This window comes from Azospirillum sp. HJ39 (genome assembly GCF_041507355.1).
Taxonomy (GTDB): domain Bacteria; phylum Pseudomonadota; class Alphaproteobacteria; order Azospirillales; family Azospirillaceae; genus Azospirillum; species Azospirillum thiophilum.
In genome coordinates, this window is sequence record NZ_CP167911.1 from 2,768,876 (window position 1) to 2,788,054 (window position 19,179).

Genomic DNA, 19,179 nt, shown 5'->3' on the forward strand with positions numbered 1-19,179 from the left:
CACGCGGCCTTCGAACTCTGACAGCATTCTATGACAGTGGGGTTGCCGCGGGGCGTTGCAACACCCCGCCCCGCGGCAATTACGCACCCACCCGGTCCACCGGCCTCGGCACACCGGCCTCATGCCGCCCGCCGCGGTCAGCCCGCCTGCTTGACCCGCATGTACCACTCGACCAGCCGGCGGACCTGCCGCTCGGTGTAGCCGCGGGTCATCATGCGCGAGACGAACTCGGTGTGCTTCTTCTCGGTGTCGCCGTCCTTCTTCGAGCCGAAGCTGATGACCGGCAGCAGATCCTCGACCTGGCTGAACATCCGCTTCTCGATCACCTCGCGGATCTTCTCGTAGGAGGTCCAGGACGGGTTGCGGCCGGCATTGGCCGCCCGCGCCCGGAGCGCGAACTTGACCACCTCGTTGCGGAAGTCCTTCGGGTTGGCGATGCCCGCCGGCTTCTCGATCTTGGTCAGCTCCTGGTTCAGCAGCTCGCGGTTCATCAGCTGGCCGGTGTCGGGATCCTTGAAGTCCTGGTCCTCGATCCAGGCATCGGCATAGTCGACATAGCGGTCGAACAGGTTCTGGCCATAGTCGGAGTAGGATTCCAGATAGGCCTTCTGGATTTCGTTGCCGATGAACTCGGCATAGCGCGGGGCGAGGTCGGCCTTGATGAACTCGACGTATTTCTTCTCGGTCTCTTCCGGGAACTGCTCGCGCTTGATCGCCTGCTCCAGCACATACATCAGATGCACCGGGTCGGCCGAGATCTCGGTCGAGTCGTAGTTGAAGGTCGAGGCGAGCACCTTGAAGGCGAAGCGGGTGGAGATGCCGCCCATGCCCTCGTCGACGCCGGCCTGGTCCTTGTACTCCTGCATCGACTTGGCCTTGGGATCGGTCTCCTTGACGCTCTCGCCGTCATAGACCCGCATCTTGCTGTAGAAGCTGCTGTTGGGATGCTCGCGCAAGCGCGACAGCACCGAGAATCGGGCCAGCATCTCCAGCGTCGCCGGCGCGCAGGGCGCCGTCGCCAGATCGGAGCCGTTGACCAGCTTCTCGTAGATCTTCTGCTCCTCCGCCACCCGCAGGCAGTAGGGGACCTTGATCACGCAGATGCGGTCGATGAAGGCTTCGTTGTTCTTGTTGTTCTTGAAGGTCTGCCACTCCGCCTCGTTGGAGTGGGCCAGGATCACGCCCTGGAAGGGGATGGCGCCGATGTTCTCCGAGCCGACATAGTTGCTTTCCTGCGTCGCGGTCAGCAGCGGGTGCAGCATCTTGATCGGCGCCTTGAACATCTCGACGAATTCGAGCATGCCCTGGGTCGCGCGGTTCAGGCCGCCGGAGAAGCTGTAGGCGTCGGGATCGTTCTGGCTGTAGATCTCCAGCTTGCGGATGTCGACCTTGCCGACCAGCGACGAGATGTCCTGGTTGTTCTCGTCGCCCGGCTCGGTCTTGGTGACGCCGATCTGGCGCAGCTTGCTCGGGTGCAGCTTCACCACCTTGAAGCGGTTGATGTCGCCGCCGAACTCGTCGAGCCTTTTCACCGCCCACGGGCTCATCAGGCCGGTCAGCCGGCGCTTGGGGATGCCGAAGCGGTCCTCCAGCTCATCGCCGATCTCGTCCGGGTTGAACAGGCCGAGCGGGCTTTCGAAGATCGGGCTGATGTCCTTGCCGGCCTTCAGGACATAGATCGGGCATTTCTCGACCAGCGACTTCAGCCGCTCGGCAAGCGAGGATTTGCCGCCGCCGACCGGGCCCAGCAGGTAGAGGATCTGCTTGCGCTCCTCCAGCCCCTGCGCCGCGTGCCGGAAGAAGCCGACGATCCGCTCGATCGTCTCCTCCATGCCGTAGAACTCGGAGAAGGCGGGATAGACCTTGATGGTCCGGTTCATGAAGATGCGGCCCAGGCGCGGGTCGCGGGCGGTGTCCACCACCTCCGGTTCGCCGATGGCGGCCAGGATGCGTTCGGAGGCCGAGGCGTAGGACATGGGATCGTCGCGGCACAGTTGGAGATAGTCCATCAGGGACATCTCGGTCTCGCGGCGGGTCTCGTAATTCTGCGTGTAGCGCGTGAACAGTTCGTCGGCCGGGAACATTCGTCGCTCCGTCTTATCTGGTCCGATGCGCCGGGGCTCCGCCGGTGGCTGCGGCGGTTGGGCGCGGCGCATGCCGCGATCCAAGGGGCACTCCAGGGGAAGAGCGGACCGCGTCGGGTCCGCAGCCTCCCCGCTCAGCGGTAGAAGCCAGCGGTCTGGTGTAATGAGCGGTCCTGAGAAGGCCGGGAGCCGTCCGTCCTGCGACGCGGCGTCCCCCGAACGAGTCATTTTTGAATGTAATGCTCCACCTGGAGCTTTCCAGGCACTCAGGCTCCATAGCCTGAAAGCCCGCGGTGAAACCGGCTTCGGCCATAGGACCTAGGGCCCACGGCCAGAGTTGGTGCGGCGAGCGCACCGGCTCAACCCGCGCGTGCGGCGGAAGGTTCGGCAAAGGAAAAGAAGCGGCAAGGCGGGTGAACGGCGTGAAACCGGCGGCAATCGGCGTTGCCCATCCAGTCAGGGAATGTTGCCCGGTGCGGTTCGACTGGGCGCCCTTGATCACGCCATCGCCCTCCTCAGACAAGCGCGCCGCCTCGACCAAGCACGGCGCCAGGATTTACCGTCGATGCTGAACCCCAAACCTTAACAAAATCCCGCAAAGGAGATTGCGGCTGGCCATATGTCGGCCGGGAACCGCAACACCTCTTGGCGATCATGTTGAGGCCCAATCCTCCCCCTCAACAAGGCGGAAATTGGGTGAGAGCTTGGCAACGGTGCGGCACGGCGGAGGGTTACCGTTCGATTGCCGAATTGTTTCAAGCACTTGGCAGGCATGCCACAGAGTGGGAAATTTTTAGGCAGAGCCAGCCGCGGCGGCCGGTTGCCGCCGATACGGGCAACGCCGGCCGGACAGGGGGAATATTCGGAACGGTGCGGCTGCCGCACGCCACCGCTCAGGCGAAGGGAATCGCCGGCCGGCGGATGCCCAGCACGTCGCGCAGGGTCGCCGGGGTCGCCGGCTTGGCCAGCACGGCGTCGGCGCCGCTGGCCCGCGCCGCCGCCTCGCGGTCGCCGTCGACGCGGCTGGACATGAAGACGACCGGCAGGGTGCTCCGCCGGGAATCGGGGCTGGCGCGCAGCGCGCGGACAAAGCCGAAACCGTCCATCGGCTGCATCTCCACATCGCACAGGATCAGGTCGGGCTCGTGGGCGTCGACCGCGGCCAGCGCTGCCGCGCCGTCGGCAGCCTGATGGACCGCCTTGACGCCCAGCCCGGCCAGCATCTTCGCCAGAACCATGCGGGTGAAGGACTCGTCCTCGACCACCAGGACGGACAGGCTGCCGAAGGGCATGCCCGTCTCCTGCGCCGCCCCGTTCCGCCCGGCCTCGTTCCGCCCGGCCTCGTTCCGCGTTGAGCTGTCAGTCACCCGCTCCGCCCTTTCCTCGTCCCGGCTGCCGGTCATTTCGTGACCTGTCGGGTGTACGATGGCAACCGGTACTGCGCAAGATGTCCGAAGCGGAAGAGACGGCGAGGCACCTTCGGGGAGGGGTGCGAAGAGCGGTTGCGCCGGCCGGGCAGCCCCGCTTAGATGGTGGTCATGAGCTTCCTCGATCACATCCGCGCGTGCAACGCGCACGACCTGTCCGGCTTCCGCCGATTCGAGCTGGACGGCCATTGCGTCGGCTGGGTGCGCCATGCCCTGGCGGAGGCACTGCCCGGCGTCGACCCCGGCTTCGTCGTCACCGCCGACCGGCTGACCGTCGCCCCCGAGATCCGCGATTTCGAGGCGCGCTCCGCCCTGCTCGACCATGCCGCCGCCTATCTGGTGGAGTGCGGAACGGTCGCCGCCTTGCGCGGGGAATATTATGCGATCGCGCCGCGCTGGGGTGCCGAGCCGCTGGCCCGGCTTGACCGCGCCGCGGTGGCCGCCTTCGGCATCGAAGCCTACGGCATCCACGTCAACGGCTTCGTCCGCGACGGGGCAGGCGGCCTGCAACTGTGGGTCGGCCGCCGCGCCCGTGACCGCGAGGTGGCGCCCGGTCAGCTCGACAACATGATTGCCGGCGGCCAGCCCATCGGCCTCACCCTGGCCGAAAACCTGGAGAAGGAAGCGGCGGAGGAGGCGGGGCTCGACGCCGCCACCGCCGGGCGTGCCGTGCCGGTCGGCGCCATCGGCTATACGATGGAGACCCCGGCCGGGCTGAAGCGCGACCGCCTGTTCGTCTATGACCTGGAACTGCCGCCCGACGTCGTTCCCGTCAACACCGACGGCGAGGTCGAGTCGTTCGAACTCTGGCCGCTCGACCGGGTGGCTGAGTCGGTGCGCAGCGGCGGCGACTGGAAATTCAACGTCACCCTGGTGGTGACCGACTTCCTGATCCGCCACGGCCGGCTGACGCCGGAAAACGACTCCGACTATCTGGAGATCGCCTGCGGCCTGCGGCGCTAGGAGCCCGAAAAAAGGCCCCGCCCTCTTGCGAGGGCGGGGCCTTTTCGATGGGCGCGTGTTGGCGCTTTACTGCGGCAGCGGCTGCGGGCTGTCGGCCAGCGAGCGCAGGTAGGCGATGACGGCCGCGCGGTCCTCGTCCTTCTTCAGCCCGGCGAAGGTCATCTTGGTGCCGGGGGCATAGCCCTTCGGATCGTGAAGGAACTTGTTCAGCTCGTCATAGCTCCAGCTGCCGCCGGTCTTGACCAGCGCGTCGGAGTAGCTGAAGCCCTGTATATGGCCCTTCGGCCCGCCGACGATGCCGTACAGGTTCGGCCCGACCTTGTTGGCGCCGCCCTTGTCGAAGCTGTGGCAGGCGGCACAGGCCTTGGCGACCTTCTGGCCGGCCTCCGGGCTGGCGGCGGCGAGCAGGGGGGCGATCGGTGCCGGGCCCGCGGGGGCGGCACCCTTGTCGGCGGGGGCGCTGGTCCCCTCGGGCATCGCGACGGCGTAGACGCTCTTTTCCAGCGGCTTCGAATGAACCAGCACCTTGGACGCGAATCCGGTCAACATGGCGATCAGCCCGGCCAGCAGCACGGCGCCGAATAGCTTGTTCCACTCCATGCTCATTGATGAGCCCCTTTATTCCCTATTTCACCACACTCGGCGTTTCTCCCGCCCGCGGCCCCAAAAGCGCCGCGGTCACCATAGCCTGCGGTCCGAAGCTTGTCATAGCCCGGCAGACCGCGAAAAAAGGTCGCATACAAATTTGTCGCAGTCACCAACCTCTTAATTTGCTTGCGCATCGCGCTGCACTGCAAAAGAGGGTAAAGCGGACATTGCCGGCACTTGACGCCGGCCCGGCGTCCGTGTTTCACCCGCGCGGGTTCGCCGCCCCCGCATCAGCCGCCATCCGGACCCGTCGTCCGGCACCGGCCCACCGGAGCCTCCGCGCCATGTCCACCGCCGCCCGCCCCTCCGGCCGACCCGCCAGCCCGATCGTGATGATCCCGGCGCGCATGGCCTCGACCCGCCTGCCCGGCAAGCCGCTCGCCGACATCCTCGGCGCGCCGATGATCGTCCATGTGATGCACCGCGCCATGGAGGCGGAGATCGGCCCGGTGGTGGTCGCCTGCGCCGAGCCGGAGATCGCCCGCGCGGTGGAGGCGGCCGGCGGCACCGCGGTGCTGACCCGGCCCGACCATCCGTCGGGCTCCGACCGCATCTTCGAGGCGCTGCGGCTGATCGACCCGGAGGGCCGGCACGACGCCGTGGTCAACGTGCAGGGCGACCTGCCGACCATCGAGCCGGAGAGCGTGCGCGCCGTCTTCGCCCCGCTGGCCGATCCGGGCGTCGACATCGCCACGCTGGTCGTCGAGATCACGCGGCAGGAGGAGAGGAGCGACCCCAACGTCGTCAAGGCGGTGCTGGAGCTGCCGCAGGGCGCCCGGCAGGGCCGCGCCCTCTATTTCACCCGCGCCACCGCGCCGTCGGGCGACGGGCCGCTCTACCATCACATCGGGCTCTACGCCTACCGCCGTGCCGCGCTGGAACGCTTCGTGGCGCTGCCGCCGTCGGCGCTGGAGCAGCGCGAGCGGCTCGAACAGCTCCGCGCCCTGTCCAACGGCATGCGCATCGACGCGGCGGTCGTTGACGCGGTTCCGTTGGGTGTCGATACTCCCGCCGACCTGGAGCGCGCCCGCGCCCTGCTGTCCGGCCGCAAGGCCGGCTGACGCCGACACCTCTTACAGCTCCGCCTTCAAAGCTCCGCCGGGGGAATTCCGTTCATGGCCACGTCCAACATCATCGCCTTCCAGGGCTTCCCCGGCGCCTATTCGGACCTGGCCTGCCGCAACGCGCGGCCGACCATGACCACGATGCCCTGCGCGACCTTCGAGGACGCCTTCGCCGCGGTGCGCGAGGGGCGGGCGTCGCTGGCGATGATCCCGGTGGAGAACTCCATCGCCGGCCGCGTCGCCGACAACCACTACCTGCTGCCGGAAGGCGGCCTGCACATCATCGGCGAGCATTTCCAGCGGGTGAACCATCAGCTTCTGGCACCCAAGGGCGCCACGCTGGAGGGGCTGGAGACGGTGCGCAGCCACATCCAGGCGCTGTCGCAATGCCAGACCGGCATCCGCGACCTGGGCCTGCAGACGATCAACCATGCCGACACGGCCGGGGCCGCGAAGGAGATCGCCGCCCTGAACGACCCGCGCCATGCCGCCATCGCCTCGTCCCTCGCCGCGGAGATCTACGGGCTGGCCATCCTGAAGGCCGGGTTCGAGGATGCGGCCCACAACACCACCCGCTTCCTGATCCTGGCGCGCGAGCCGAAGCTGCCGGCACTGGGATCCTGCAAGACGATCACCACCTTCGTCTTCCGCGTCCGCAGCGTGCCGGCCGCGCTGTACAAGGCGCTGGGCGGCTTTGCCACCAACGGCATCAACATGACCAAGCTGGAAAGCTACATGGTCGGCGGCCGCTTCACCCAGACCCAGTTCTATGCCGACGTGGAGGGCCACCCGGACGAGCGCCCGCTGCGCCTCGCCCTGGAGGAGCTGGATTTCTTCGCCCGCGAGGTGAAGATCCTGGGCGTCTATCCGGCCAATCCCTTCCGCTACCAGGAAAGCCAGCGCGTCGGCGAGGATTGAATCTCCACCGCGCCGCCGAAGGTCTTTTCGCAGTCGCCGCAAGTCGCGCGTCATTCCGCCGCAGTGACACGACTTGGCCATGGCCGGCGCTTGCCGGTGCTGGGAAAGATTAGCGGAAGTTGTTATACAGGAGGACCGGTACACGCCGGCCTTTCAATTCTTACGAATGCAAACAACACCACGGCGGCTGACGGGTGAAACCCCGCCGACGGCCATGGCGCCACGGATGGAGGTTGCCATGCTCACGGTCGAAGATTGTCTGTGTCTTGCCGATCTCGAGGCGGACGAGGTGGCGCAGATCGCCGCCCACGAACATCTCCCCTTCATGGCCGCGCTGGAAAAGGGCGCCGCCCTGCTGCTTGAACCCTGGGGCGACGCGGCCGTCCGCCAGATGGTGTGGGACAATCTGTGCGCCGCCAACCGCCATCGTCCGGCGGACGTCACGTCCTTGATGCTGCTCTATCACGCCACCTGCACCCACCACCCCAACCCCTTCGACCGCCGCCATTCCCCGAGCCGTAGCGCGGGTCCGCAACAGCGGCATTGAAGGAAGGGCCGAGGGAAGGCACCGATCACCCCTCCGCCAGCCACTCATGAACCAGCCGGCTGGCGATCGAGTCGGCGCGGGGCAGGCGGAACTCCTCGCCGGGGGTATGGTTGCGCAGGAAATCGCGGTCGAACCAGGCCGCGCTTTCCAGCTCGTCGGCACCGGTGTCGATGTCGAAGCTGGTGGCCCGCGCGGTGAAGCCCAGCATCAGCGAGGACGGGAACGGCCAGGGCTGCGACGAGCGGTAGCGGATGTCGGTGACTGACAATCCGACCTCCTCGAACACCTCGCGGGCGACGGTGTCCTCCAGGCTCTCGCCCGGCTCGACGAAGCCGGCCAGCACCGAATGCATGCCGGCCGGGAACCGGCTCTGGCGGCCCAGCACCAGCCGGTCGCCGCCGTCATGGATCAGCATGATCACCGCCGGGTCGGTGCGTGGGAAATGGTGGGTGGCGCAATCCGGGTTGGTGCAGAGGCGGACATGCCCGCCCTCCGCCGTCGCCGCAGGCGAACCGCAGACCCCGCAGAAGCGATGACGCGCGTTCCACCACACCATGCCGCGGGCGTAGGCGCACAGCGCCGCCTCCCCCTCCGGCATCAGCGGTCCGGCGGCGCGCAGATCCTCGAACCGGCCGCTGCCCTGCAGGGCGGGCAGCGCCTCCGGCACCTCGACCATAGACAGGTCGACGGCGAACAGCGGGGCACCGTCCGCGGTCAGGCCGAGGAAGATCGGCACCGCCTCCAGCCCGTCGGCAGGCAGCAGGACGGCGCGCGGCGCATCATGCGGGCCGGCGACGAGGCTGCGGGTCTGCCAGACCGGCAGGACTCGGGCGGCCGGCGCCAGCCAGGCTTCGGTCAGCCAGTCATCGTCCTTGCGGCGGAGCGACGCACGGTCGAGCGGGGTGGCGGCGTAGATGTTGGGTCGGTTCGTCATGGCCGGTCGAGGCTGCCACAAGCCGGGCCGGCGGCAAAGCCCCGCCTGGGCTTGGCCGGGCGCTTTCGGGTTTCCGGAGCCGGCCTGCGCCGTTAGGATGCGGCCACCGAATTCCCACGTCACAGTTCCCCAGCCACATTTTCAAGGAGCGACCATGACCGACCCCTGCCCCGCCCCGATGGTGGCGCTCGCCCAGCGGTTGGCCGACTCCAGCGGCAGCGTCGTCCGCCGTTATTTCCGAACCCCGGTCGCCATCGACGACAAGGCCGACGCCTCGCCGGTCACCATCGCCGACCGCGAGGCCGAGCATGTCATCCGCACCATCATCGAAAGCCAGCGCCCCGACGACGGCATCTATGGCGAGGAGCACGGCACCAAGAACCTGGACGCCGAATGGGTGTGGGTCATCGACCCCATCGACGGCACCAAGTCATTCATCGCCGGGCGGCCGATCTTCGGCACGCTGATCGCGCTGCTCCACCATGGCCGCCCGGTGATGGGCATCATCGACCAGCCGATCGTCGGCGACCGCTGGATCGGGGTGGAGGGCCGGCCGACCACGCACAACGGCCAGCCGGTGCGCGTGCGCCCCTGCCCCGGCGGGCTGCCTGCGGCCATGTTCGGCACCACCTCGCCCGACCTGTTCCCCGGCAGCGATTACGAGGCCTACCGCCGCATTGCCGCAAAGGTGAAGACGGCGGCCTATGGTGGCGACTGCTACACCTACGGCCTGCTGGCGTCCGGCTATTACGACCTCGTCGTCGAATCGGGGCTGAAGCTCTACGACTTCGCGGCACTGGTGCCGGTGGTGACCGGAGCCGGCGGGCTGATGACGGATTGGGAGGGCAAGCCGCTCGACGCCAACTCCGCCGGCCGGGTGATCGCCGCGGGCGATGCCCAGACCCACCGCGACGCGATGGCGATCCTGGCCGGCTAACCCGTTATCTCAAAAGCTCATTCTGGAACCGAAATGACTTCCATCGACCCGCTCGCCCGTTCCGTCTTCGAAACCGCACCAGACCGGCTGCGGCCCTTCCTGGAGGGGCTGGCGGCGCGGGTGTCGGGCGGGTCGAACTGGCTGGTGCGCAAGAAGACCGTCTGCGACCTGCTGCTCGGGCTCGACGCCTTCTTCGCCCTGCCTGCGGCCGAACGGCAATCCCTGATGGCCGATGGCGGGGCGCCCGCGGATGCCGCCGACACCGAAGGGGGACCGGAGGATTTCCGCAGGGTGCTGCCAATCTATGTCGGCGCAATCCTGGAGGGGTTGGGCGAAACGACCATTTCGTCAGCGGAACAAGCGGCTGTCTATATACTCTCCATCCATCCGGAACATCAGGCCGCGGCGGAACGCTGGATGCTGGCCGACCCGCGCAACGGCAAGTCGCTGCGCCGGCTGATGCGCGGCGACCGCCGCTATCGCCAGTTGATGGACCGCATGGCCGATCATTGGCGGGCCGGCAGAAGCACCTGATACCGCACCGGAATTGCGCTTGACCGCAGCGCGGGCGTGGCAATCTAAACCAGGATGTCCGTTTCCCCGACACAGGACCGCCGATGCGCCGCCTTCTCGCCATTGCCGCCACGATCCTGACCCTGTCCAGCCCCCTGGTCCCGGCCGCGGCGCAAGCGGCAAGCGTGACCGTCACCGCGCTGAAGCAGTTCGGGGAGCCGCAGTTCAAGCCGGGCTTCACCCATTTCCCCCACGTCAACCCCGACGCCCCCAAGGGCGGGGCGGTGACGCTGGCCGAATCGCAGCCGGGCACCTATGACAGCCTGAACACGCTGATTCTGCGCGGGGTGCGGCCCCGCACGCTGGGGCTGATCTCCGACACGCTGATGGTCGGCTCCGGCTGGGAGCTGGACGCCGCCTACGCCCATCTGGCGGAAAGCGTGGAGGTGCCAGACGATTACGGCTGGGCGGTGTTCACGCTGCGCCAGGGCGCGCACTGGAACGACGGCGTGCCGATCACCAGCGCCGACATCGTCTTCACCTGGGACGCGATCCAGGCCCACGGCGCCCCTTTCATCAAGTCCTTCCTCGACCACATCGCCAAGGTGGAGGCGCTGGACGAGCGCCGCTTCAAGATCACCCTGACCGGCACGGGGGAGATCAAGCCGATCATCGACTTCGCCGTCACCTTCTCGCCCCAGCCCAAACATTGGTGGACCGCCCAGGGGCGCGACATTTCCAAGACGACGCTGGAGCCGGTGCTGGGCAGCGGTCCCTACCGGATCAGGACGGTCGATCCGGGACGTTCCATCACCTATGAGCGGGTCGCCGACTGGTGGGCCAAGGATTTGCCGACCGCGCGCGGCTTCTACAATTTCGACAGCGTGAAGGACGACTTCTACCGCGACGACGACGTCATGTTCGAAGCGTTCAAGGCCGGCGGCTACGACTTCCGCGGCGAATACCGGGCGCAGCGCTGGACCACCGGCTATGACTTCCCCGCCGCGAAGGACGGCCGGGTCAGGACGCTGGCGGTGCCGAGCGAGTTGCCGCTGGGCGCCCAGGGCTTCCGCCTGAACGCCCGCCGCGACAGGTTCGCCGACCCGCGCGTGCGCGAGGGGCTGGCACTGCTGTTCGATTTCGACTGGATCCAGAAGAACATCCTGTACGGCCAATACAAGCGCACGCTCAGCAATTTCCCCAACTCCGACTTCGGGGCGAAGGGACCGCCCGGCCCGGCCGAGCTGGCGCTGCTGGAGCCCTTCAAGGCGCAGCTGCCGGACCGGCTGCTGACCCAGCCCTTCACCCTGCCCAGCACCGACGGCAGCGGCAACAACCGTGCCCAGGTGCGCGAGGCGACGCGCCTGTTCAAGGAGGCCGGCTGGGAAACCCGCAACGGCAAGCTGACCAACGTGAAGACCGGCGAGGCGATGGCGATCGAGTTCCTCGACGGCACCGGCGCGCTGACCCGCGTGATCCAGCCCTATGTCGAAACCCTGCGCCGGGTCGGCATCGACGCCGGCCTGCGGCTTGTCGACACCGCCCAGTATCAGGCCCGGCTGGACGAGTTCGATTTCGACGCCATCGTCGTCAACCTCTCCTTCTTCACCCCGCCCGGCACCGAACTGCGCGGCTATTTCGGCTCCGCCGCCGCCAGCCTGAAGGGATCGGCGAATTATTCCGGCATCCATGACCCGGTGGCCGACGCGCTGATCGAAAAGGCGCTGGCGGCCAAGGATCTGGACAGCGTCCAGGCCGCCACCCGCGCGCTCGACCGCGTTCTGCTCTGGGGCTTCTACATGGTGCCGCAATGGCACAATCCCGAAAACTGGATCGCCCACAAGGCGTGGCTTGCCCACCCCACGGTCTGGCCGAAATACGACCAGGACTATCGCAGCACCAATTTCCCGGCGACCTGGTGGGTCGATGCGGCGAAGAAGGCGGAGCAGCCTTGATGACGCCCCATTGCCGGGCTAACTCCATCGGACTGAACGGCTTTCGTAAAAACAAACGAGGGAGGGGATCGGGAATGACGGTGCGGATGCGGTGGTTGGGCACCGGCGCGGCGGCGGCGATGGCGGGGCTTCTGCTGCTGGCGACGCCGGCCTGGACGCAGGAGACGAGCAGCCACGCCCTGGCCCTGCACGGCAAGCCGAAATACGGGCCGGACTTCCAGCATCTCGACTATGTCAATCCCGACGCGCCGAAAGGCGGCGAGGTCAAGCTGATGGCCTTCGGCGGCTACGACAACCTCAACCCCTACATCCTGCGCGGACAGGCCGCCGCCGGCTCCGGGCTGGTGTTCGAGACGCTGACCACCAGCAACGGCGACGAGGCGATCACCGAATACGGCCTGCTGGCCGAGACCATCCAGGTCGCCCCCGACCGGACCTGGGTCGCCTTCACCCTGCGGCCCCAGGCCCGCTTCCACGACGGCCAACCGGTCACCGTGGACGACGTGATCTGGAGCTTCGACACGCTGCGGGAAAAGGGCCACCCGCTCTACCGCACCTACTACGCCGATGTGACCAAGGCGGAGAAGACCGGCGAGCGCACGGTGAAATTCTCGTTCCGGGACGGCAACAATCCCGAGCTTCCGGTGATCATGGGCCAGCTGCCGGTCCTGCCCAAACATGCCTTCGCCAACCGCGACTTCGCCACCACCACGCTGGAGCCGCTGATCGGCAGCGGCCCCTACAAGGTGGTCGACCTGCAGCCCGGGCGCGCCATCACCTATGAGCGGGTGAAGGACTGGTGGGGCAAGGATCTGCCGATCAACCGCGGCCGCTACAATTTCGACCGCATCCGCTACGACTATTACCGCGACCTCGACGTCGCCTTCGAGGCGTTCAAGGCCGGCGCCTATGATTTCCGGCTGGAGAACTCGTCGAAGAACTGGACCACCGGCTACAATGTCCCGGCGGTGCAGAACGGCCAGATCGTCCGCGAGGAGCTGAAGCACGAGGACCCGCAGGGGATGCAGGCCTTCGTCTTCAACATCCGCCGCCCGATCTTCCAGGATCGCCGCGTGCGCGAGGCGCTGAACAACCTGTTCGACTATGAATGGACGCGCGCCAACCTGTCCTATGGCCTCTACCAGCGCACCAAGAGCTATTTCGCCAACACCGAGCTGGCGTCCAGCGGCCTGCCTTCGCCGGCGGAGCTGAAGCTGCTGGAGCCCTTCCGCGGCCAGATCCCGGACGAGGTGTTCACCAAGCCCTACGAGCCGCCGAAGACCGACGCCAGCGGCAACATCCGCCAGAACCTGCGCACCGCGCTGGGGCTGTTGAAGGAGGCCGGCTGGGAGCTGAAGAACGGCAAGCTGGTCGATGGACAGGGCCAACCCTTCCGCTTCGAGTTCCTGCTGGTCCAGGCCGACATGGAGCGCATCGTCCAGCCCTTCGTCCGCAACCTGGAGCGTGCCGGGATCGAGGCGCAGATCCGCGTGGTCGACAGCGCGCAGTACCAGAACCGCACCGATAATTTCGATTACGATATGATCATCGAGCGGTTTGCGCAGTCGTTGTCGCCGGGCAACGAGCAGCGCGACTACTGGGAAACCTCGCGCGCCGACTTGGCCGGCAGCCGCAACAGCATCGGCATCAAGAACCCGGTGGTCGACAAGCTGGTGGAAACGCTGATCGCCGCCCCCGACCGCGAGGCGCTGATCGCCGCCACCCGCGCGCTCGACCGGGTGCTGCTGTGGAACTGGTACGTCATCCCGCACTGGCACGACACGGTGTACCGCGTCGCCTATTGGAACCGTTTCTCCCACCCCGCGGTTGCCCCGAAATACGGTCTGGGCTTCTCTGACAGCTGGTGGGTCGATGCGGACAAGAACGCGAAGCTCGCCACCAGCGCTCGGCGCACCGGCCCCTGAAACATCCGATTGAAAAGCAACGCTCCGGCCTAAGCTGCCGTCACTTGAGGATTGGGGAGGGTTGGGACACCCGCGATGCTGGCATACATCATCCGCCGCCTGTTGCTGATCGTCCCGACCCTGTTCGGGATCATGGTGATCAATTTCCTGATCGTGCAGATCGCCCCCGGCGGCCCGATCGAGCAGATGATCGCCCGCGTCCAGGGCACCGCGGTGGAGGCGACATCGCGCATCGGCGGCTCCGCCGGCGGCGACGCCAACACCGCCCAGCGCCAGAACCAGTCCGGCGGCGACACCGGCAGCAAGTACCGCGGCGCCCAGGGCCTGGATCCCGCCTTCATCAAGCAGCTGGAGAAGGAGTTCGGCTTCGACAAGCCGCTGCACGAACGCTTCGTCCACATGATGTCGAACTACATCATGTTCGATTTCGGCAGCAGCTACTTCCGGGATCGCCGCGTGGTCGATCTGGTGCTGGAGAAGATGCCGGTGTCGATCTCGCTCGGCATCTGGACGACGCTGATCGTCTATCTCGTCTCCATCCCGCTCGGCATCGCCAAGGCGGTGCGCGATGGCCAGCCCTTCGACGTCTGGACCTCCGGCGTGGTCATCGTCGGCTATGCGATCCCGAGCTTCCTGTTCGCGGTGCTGCTGATCGTGGTGTTCGCCGGCGGCCGCTATCTCGACTGGTTCCCCTTGCGCGGGCTGGTGTCCGACAATTGGGGCGACCTGCCCTGGTACAAACAGGTGCTCGACTATTTCTGGCACATGGCCCTGCCGGTGTTCTCCATGGTGATCGGCGGCTTCGCCGGCCTGACCATGCTGACCAAGAATTCCTTCATGGAGGAGATCGGCAAGCAGTATGTCACCACCGCGCGGGCCAAGGGGCTGACCGAAAGCCGCGTGCTGTACGGCCATGTCTTCCGCAACGCCATGCTGATCGTCATCGCCGGCTTCCCCGGCGCCTTCATCGGCATCCTGTTCACCGGCGCCATGCTGATCGAGGTGATCTTCTCGCTCGACGGGCTGGGACTGCTCGGGTTCGAGGCGGCGATCAACCGCGACTATCCGGTGATGTTCGGCACGCTCTATTTCTTCACGCTGCTGGGGCTGATCATGAATCTGGTCGGCGACATCACCTATGTGATGGTCGATCCCCGCATCGACTTCGACTCGCGGAGGGTGTGATGACTCCGCTGACCCGGCGCCGGCTGGCCAATTTCAAGGCGAACCGCCGCGGCTTCTGGTCCTTCTGGATCTTCCTGGCGCTGTTCGTCCTCTCGCTGGGGGCGGAGTTCATCGCCAACGACAAGCCGCTGCTGGTCCGCTACGAGGAGCAGTATTACTGGCCGGTCTTCACCGCCTATCCGGAGACCACCTTCGGCGGCGAGTTCGAGACCGAGACCGACTACCGCGACCCCTATGTCCGCGACCTGATCCAGGCCAAGGGCTGGATGGTGTGGCCGCCGATCCCCTACAGCTACCGCACGATCAACTACAACCTGCCGGTTCCCGCCCCCGCCCCGCCGTCCGCCGACAATTGGCTCGGCACCGACGACCAGGGACGCGACGTGGTGGCGCGGCTAATCTACGGCTTCCGCATCTCGGTGCTGTTCGGTCTGGTGCTGACCGCCTTCTCCTCGGTCGTCGGCGTGGCGGCCGGTGCGGTGCAGGGCTATTTCGGCGGGCTGACCGACCTGCTGTTCCAGCGCTTCATCGAGATCTGGCAGGGGCTGCCGACCCTGTTCCTGCTGATCATCCTGGCCAGCGTGGTGACGCCGACCTTCTGGTGGCTGCTGGGCTTGCTGCTGCTGTTCTCCTGGACCGCGCTGGTGCATGTGGTGCGGGCGGAGTTCCTGCGGGCGCGCAACCTCGATTACGTGCGCGCGGCCAAGGCGCTGGGCGCCGGCGACCTCACCATCATGGTGCGCCACGTCCTGCCCAACGCCATGGTGGCGACGCTGACCTTCATGCCCTTCATCCTCAACGGCTCGATCACCACCCTGACCGCGCTGGATTTCCTGGGCTTCGGCCTGCCGCCCGGCTCGCCGTCGCTGGGCGAGCTGCTGGCCCAGGGCAAGGCCAACCTCCAGGCGCCGTGGCTCGGGCTGACCGCCTTCTTCGTGCTGGCGCTCATGCTGAGCCTGTTGATCTTCATCGGCGAGGCGGTGCGCGACGCGTTCGACCCGCGCAAGACCATCGCCCAGATGTCCACCGCCCCGCCGGGCGAGGCGGCTGCCGCGACGGCGCGCAAGGAGGCGGCGGAGTGATGGTCTGGATTGCCCCCTCCCCATCCCTCCCCCGCCCTTGGCGGGAGAGGGGGCCGGAGCTTTGGCGGCCCCCAGCGGCAGTCCCCTCTCCCGCGACGCGGGGGAGGGTTAGGGAGGGGGCATCCGCCATGCATCCTTCGCCAACGAAGAAGGCCCAACAGCCCGAGAGCCCGACATGACCCTGATGCCCCCCAACCCCGACCTCCTCTCCGTGCGGGGCCTGCGTGTCGATTTCCGCTCGGGCGGCGGCGCGACCCAGGCCGTCAAGGGCGTATCCTTCGACATCCAGAAGGGCGAGACGGTGGCGCTCGTCGGCGAATCGGGATCGGGCAAGTCGGTCACCGCCCTGTCGATCCTGCAGCTGCTGCCCTACCCGATGGCGCACCACCCCGCCGGCTCGATCCGCTTCCGCGACACCGAGCTGCTGGGCGCCGAGGAGAAGACGCTGCGGCAGGTGCGCGGCAACCGCATCGCCATGATCTTCCAGGAGCCGATGACCTCGCTGAACCCGCTCCACAGCATCGAGCGGCAGATCAACGAGACGCTGGTCCTGCACAAGCGCCTGTCGGGCGGTTCCGCCCGCGCACGCACGCTGGAGTTGCTGCGGCTCGTCGGCCTGCCCGATCCGGAAAGACGGCTGACCGCCTATCCGCACGAGCTGTCGGGCGGCCAGCGCCAGCGCGTGATGATCGCCATGGCGCTGGCCAACGAGCCCGACCTGCTGATCGCCGACGAGCCGACCACCGCGCTCGACGTCACCATCCAGGCCCAGATCCTGGCGCTGCTGAAGGATTTGCAGAGCCGCTTCGGCATGGCGCTGCTGCTGATCACCCATGACCTGGGCGTGGTGCGCAAGATGGCGGACCGCGTCTGCGTGATGAACCAGGGCGAGATCGTCGAGCAGGCCAAGGTCGACGACCTGTTCATCCGGCCCCGGCACGCCTACACGCAGAAGCTGCTGTCGGCCGAGCCGCGCGGCAACCCGCTGTCGCCGCCCGAGGACGCGGCGGAGGTGATGGCGGCGGACCGGCTCAAGGTCCATTTCCCGATCAAGAAGGGGCTGCTGCGCCGCACCGTCGGCCATGTCAAGGCGGTGGACGGCGTCGACGTCGCGGTCCGCCGCGGCCACACCGTCGGCGTGGTCGGCGAATCTGGGTCCGGCAAGACCACGCTCGGCCTTGCGCTGCTGCGCCTGCATGCCAGCCAGGGCGCCATCCGCTTCGACGGCACCGACATCCAGGGCTGGGCTCCGAAGCGCCTGCGCCCGCTGCGGCGCGAGATGCAGATCGTCTTCCAGGATCCCTACGGCAGCCTGTCGCCCCGCCTGTCGGTCGGCCAGATCATCGGCGAGGGGCTGGGCATCCACGGCATCGGCGACCGTGCCGACCGCGACTCGATGGTGTCCCGCGCCCTGGAGGAGGTCGGGCTGCCGCCCGACTCGCGCAACCGCTACCCGCACGAATTCTCCGGCGGCCAGCGCCAGCGCATCGCCATCGCCCGCGCCCTGGTGCTGAAGCCGAAATTCGTCGTGCTGGACGAGCCGACCTCGGCGCTCGACATGTCGGTGCAGGCGCAGATCGTCGACCTGCTGCGCGACATCCAGGCCCGCCACAACCTTGCCTACCTGTTCATCAGCCACGACCTGCGGGTGGTGCGGGCGCTGTCCAGCCACGTCATGGTGATGAAGGATGGCAAGGTGGTCGAGCAGGGACCGACCCAGCGCATCTTCGAAGCGCCGCAGCAGGACTACACCCGCGCCCTGCTCGCCGCCGCCCTGAACCTGGAGGCGGTGGAGTCGCCGGCGGTGCGGACCTGAGGTCCGGAGGCTTTATTCGCGACCGCTCCACGGGTAGGGTACCGCTCCCCTCGCACTGACCGATCCCGCCGCCATGACCGACACCGCCCCGCCGGACGCCGCCCGCCTCGCTGAAGCCGTCCGGTCGGGCGACCGGCGGGCGCTGGCCCGGGCGATCACGCTGATCGAATCGACCCGCGCCGACCATCGCGCCACCGCCGAGGCGCTGCTGGCGGCGCTGCTGCCCCACACCGGCAATTCGGTGCGACTCGGGATTTCCGGCGTGCCGGGGGTGGGGAAATCGACCTTCATCGAAGCCTTCGGGCTGCATGTCATCGGGCTTGGGCACAAGGTCGCGGTGCTGGCGGTCGATCCGTCGTCGCAGCGCACCGGCGGCTCGATCCTGGGCGACAAGACCCGCATGGTCGACCTGTCGCGCGAGCCGGACGCCTTCATCCGCCCCTCGCCCGCCGGGGCGACGCTGGGCGGGGTGGCCCGCCGCACCCGCGAGGCGATGCTGATCTGCGAGGCCGCCGGCTTCGACGTCATCATCGTCGAGACGGTGGGCGTCGGCCAGTCGGAGACCGCGGTCGCCGACATGGTCGACCTGTTCATGCTGCTGCTGCTGCCGGCCGGCGGCGACGAGCTGCAGGGCATCAAGAAGGGCATCGTCGAGCTGGCCGACCTCGTCGTCGTCAACAAGGCCGACGGCGACCTCGCCGCCACCGCCCGCCACACCGTGGCCGACTACCGCCACGCCCTGACCCTGCTGCGCCATGGCGACTGGCGGGTGCCGGTGCTCAGCTGCTCCGCCGTGCGCAAGGACGGCATCGGCGCCATCTGGACCACCATCGGCGAGCACAAGGCCCTGACCGAGGGCAACGGCGCCCGCGCCGCCCGGCGGGCTGAGCAGGCCCGTGCCTGGCTGTGGAGCGAGATCCGCGAGACGCTGATCGACCGCTTCCGCGCCCATCCGGCGGTGCGCGCCGACCTGGCGCGTCTGGAGGCGGAGGTGACCGCCGGCACCGTCATCCCGGCCGCCGCCGCCCATCTCCTGCTGGGACACTTCCTCGACCGGCCGGAAAGCGCATAATCCGAACAGCTTATGCTGCACCGCAACAAATCCGTTGCACCGCACCACCCGTAGGGGTATTCTGCTTCGGGCGGGAAAGGGGCGGAGTGTGCCGATTCGGCCACGTCGA

Annotated in this window: 16 protein-coding genes; 12 read left to right on the forward strand and 4 right to left on the reverse strand. The window is 67.6% G+C overall.

Translation table 11 applies throughout. The features are described 5' to 3' along the window. Positions 1 to 137: 137 nt before the first annotated feature. The gene (locus tag ABMY26_RS26510; protein WP_372397552.1) at positions 138 to 2,084 is read right to left on the reverse strand and encodes a PrkA family serine protein kinase; all 1,947 of its coding nucleotides are present in this window, start codon (positions 2,082 to 2,084) and stop codon (positions 138 to 140) included. 893 nt (positions 2,085 to 2,977) lie between these two features. Then, positions 2,978 to 3,487, reverse strand: a complete 510-nt coding sequence (locus ABMY26_RS26515) for a response regulator (RefSeq protein ID WP_372397553.1) — start codon at positions 3,485 to 3,487, stop codon at positions 2,978 to 2,980. A 135-nt stretch (positions 3,488 to 3,622) separates the two neighbouring features. On the opposite strand from ABMY26_RS26515, the gene ABMY26_RS26520 reads away from it, so the two are divergent. Continuing rightward, a complete protein-coding gene (locus ABMY26_RS26520; protein WP_372397554.1) occupies positions 3,623 to 4,474 on the forward strand; it encodes a DUF4743 domain-containing protein in 852 nt (283 codons plus the stop codon). Between the two features lie 66 nt (positions 4,475 to 4,540). Here ABMY26_RS26520 and ABMY26_RS26525 read toward each other — a convergent pair whose 3' ends face one another. Further along, complete coding sequence (locus ABMY26_RS26525) at positions 4,541 to 5,080, reverse strand: cytochrome c family protein (RefSeq protein ID WP_045581068.1); 540 nt, start codon at positions 5,078 to 5,080, stop codon at positions 4,541 to 4,543. Positions 5,081 to 5,406: 326 nt separating this feature from the next. Between ABMY26_RS26525 and ABMY26_RS26530 the strand changes: the two genes are divergently transcribed. From ABMY26_RS26530 to ABMY26_RS26540, 3 genes are all read left to right on the forward strand, one after another. Next, positions 5,407 to 6,183 carry a 3-deoxy-manno-octulosonate cytidylyltransferase gene (locus ABMY26_RS26530; protein WP_372397555.1) on the forward strand — a complete coding sequence of 259 codons (777 nt, stop codon included), beginning with the start codon at positions 5,407 to 5,409 and terminating at the stop codon, positions 6,181 to 6,183. A gap of 54 nt (positions 6,184 to 6,237) precedes the next feature. Then, positions 6,238 to 7,104 (forward strand): prephenate dehydratase, encoded by an 867-nt coding sequence (locus tag ABMY26_RS26535; RefSeq protein WP_372397556.1) that lies wholly within the window; start codon positions 6,238 to 6,240, stop codon positions 7,102 to 7,104. 238 nt (positions 7,105 to 7,342) lie between these two features. Beyond that, on the forward strand, positions 7,343 to 7,651 hold the full coding sequence (locus tag ABMY26_RS26540; protein ID WP_372397557.1) for a hypothetical protein: 309 nt from the start codon (positions 7,343 to 7,345) through the stop codon (positions 7,649 to 7,651). A gap of 25 nt (positions 7,652 to 7,676) precedes the next feature. Here ABMY26_RS26540 and nudC read toward each other — a convergent pair whose 3' ends face one another. Further along, a complete protein-coding gene (gene nudC / locus ABMY26_RS26545; RefSeq protein WP_372397558.1) occupies positions 7,677 to 8,585 on the reverse strand; it encodes an NAD(+) diphosphatase in 909 nt (302 codons plus the stop codon). A 154-nt stretch (positions 8,586 to 8,739) separates the two neighbouring features. On the opposite strand from nudC, the gene hisN reads away from it, so the two are divergent. From hisN to meaB, 8 genes are all read left to right on the forward strand, one after another. Beyond that, positions 8,740 to 9,522: a histidinol-phosphatase gene (gene hisN / locus ABMY26_RS26550; protein WP_372397559.1), complete on the forward strand. Its 783-nt coding sequence runs from the start codon at positions 8,740 to 8,742 to the stop codon at positions 9,520 to 9,522. Positions 9,523 to 9,555: 33 nt separating this feature from the next. Continuing rightward, positions 9,556 to 10,056 (forward strand): hypothetical protein, encoded by a 501-nt coding sequence (locus ABMY26_RS26555; RefSeq protein ID WP_372397560.1) that lies wholly within the window; start codon positions 9,556 to 9,558, stop codon positions 10,054 to 10,056. 83 nt (positions 10,057 to 10,139) lie between these two features. Further along, positions 10,140 to 11,990, forward strand: a complete 1,851-nt coding sequence (locus ABMY26_RS26560; RefSeq protein ID WP_372397561.1) for an extracellular solute-binding protein — start codon at positions 10,140 to 10,142, stop codon at positions 11,988 to 11,990. Positions 11,991 to 12,064: 74 nt separating this feature from the next. After that, positions 12,065 to 13,915, forward strand: coding sequence for an extracellular solute-binding protein (locus ABMY26_RS26565; RefSeq protein ID WP_372397562.1), 1,851 nt, complete (start codon positions 12,065 to 12,067; stop codon positions 13,913 to 13,915). Between the two features lie 75 nt (positions 13,916 to 13,990). Further along, positions 13,991 to 15,100 (forward strand): microcin C ABC transporter permease YejB, encoded by a 1,110-nt coding sequence (locus ABMY26_RS26570; protein WP_372397563.1) that lies wholly within the window; start codon positions 13,991 to 13,993, stop codon positions 15,098 to 15,100. Beyond that, positions 15,100 to 16,182: an ABC transporter permease gene (locus tag ABMY26_RS26575; protein ID WP_372397564.1), complete on the forward strand. Its 1,083-nt coding sequence runs from the start codon at positions 15,100 to 15,102 to the stop codon at positions 16,180 to 16,182. Before ABMY26_RS26570 ends, ABMY26_RS26575 begins: the two co-directional genes overlap by 1 nt. Positions 16,183 to 16,357: 175 nt before the next feature. Beyond that, a complete protein-coding gene (locus tag ABMY26_RS26580) occupies positions 16,358 to 17,998 on the forward strand; it encodes an ABC transporter ATP-binding protein (protein ID WP_372397565.1) in 1,641 nt (546 codons plus the stop codon). A gap of 73 nt (positions 17,999 to 18,071) precedes the next feature. Further along, positions 18,072 to 19,070 (forward strand): methylmalonyl Co-A mutase-associated GTPase MeaB, encoded by a 999-nt coding sequence (gene meaB / locus ABMY26_RS26585; protein WP_372397566.1) that lies wholly within the window; start codon positions 18,072 to 18,074, stop codon positions 19,068 to 19,070. The last annotated feature ends 109 nt before the right edge of the window (positions 19,071 to 19,179 follow it).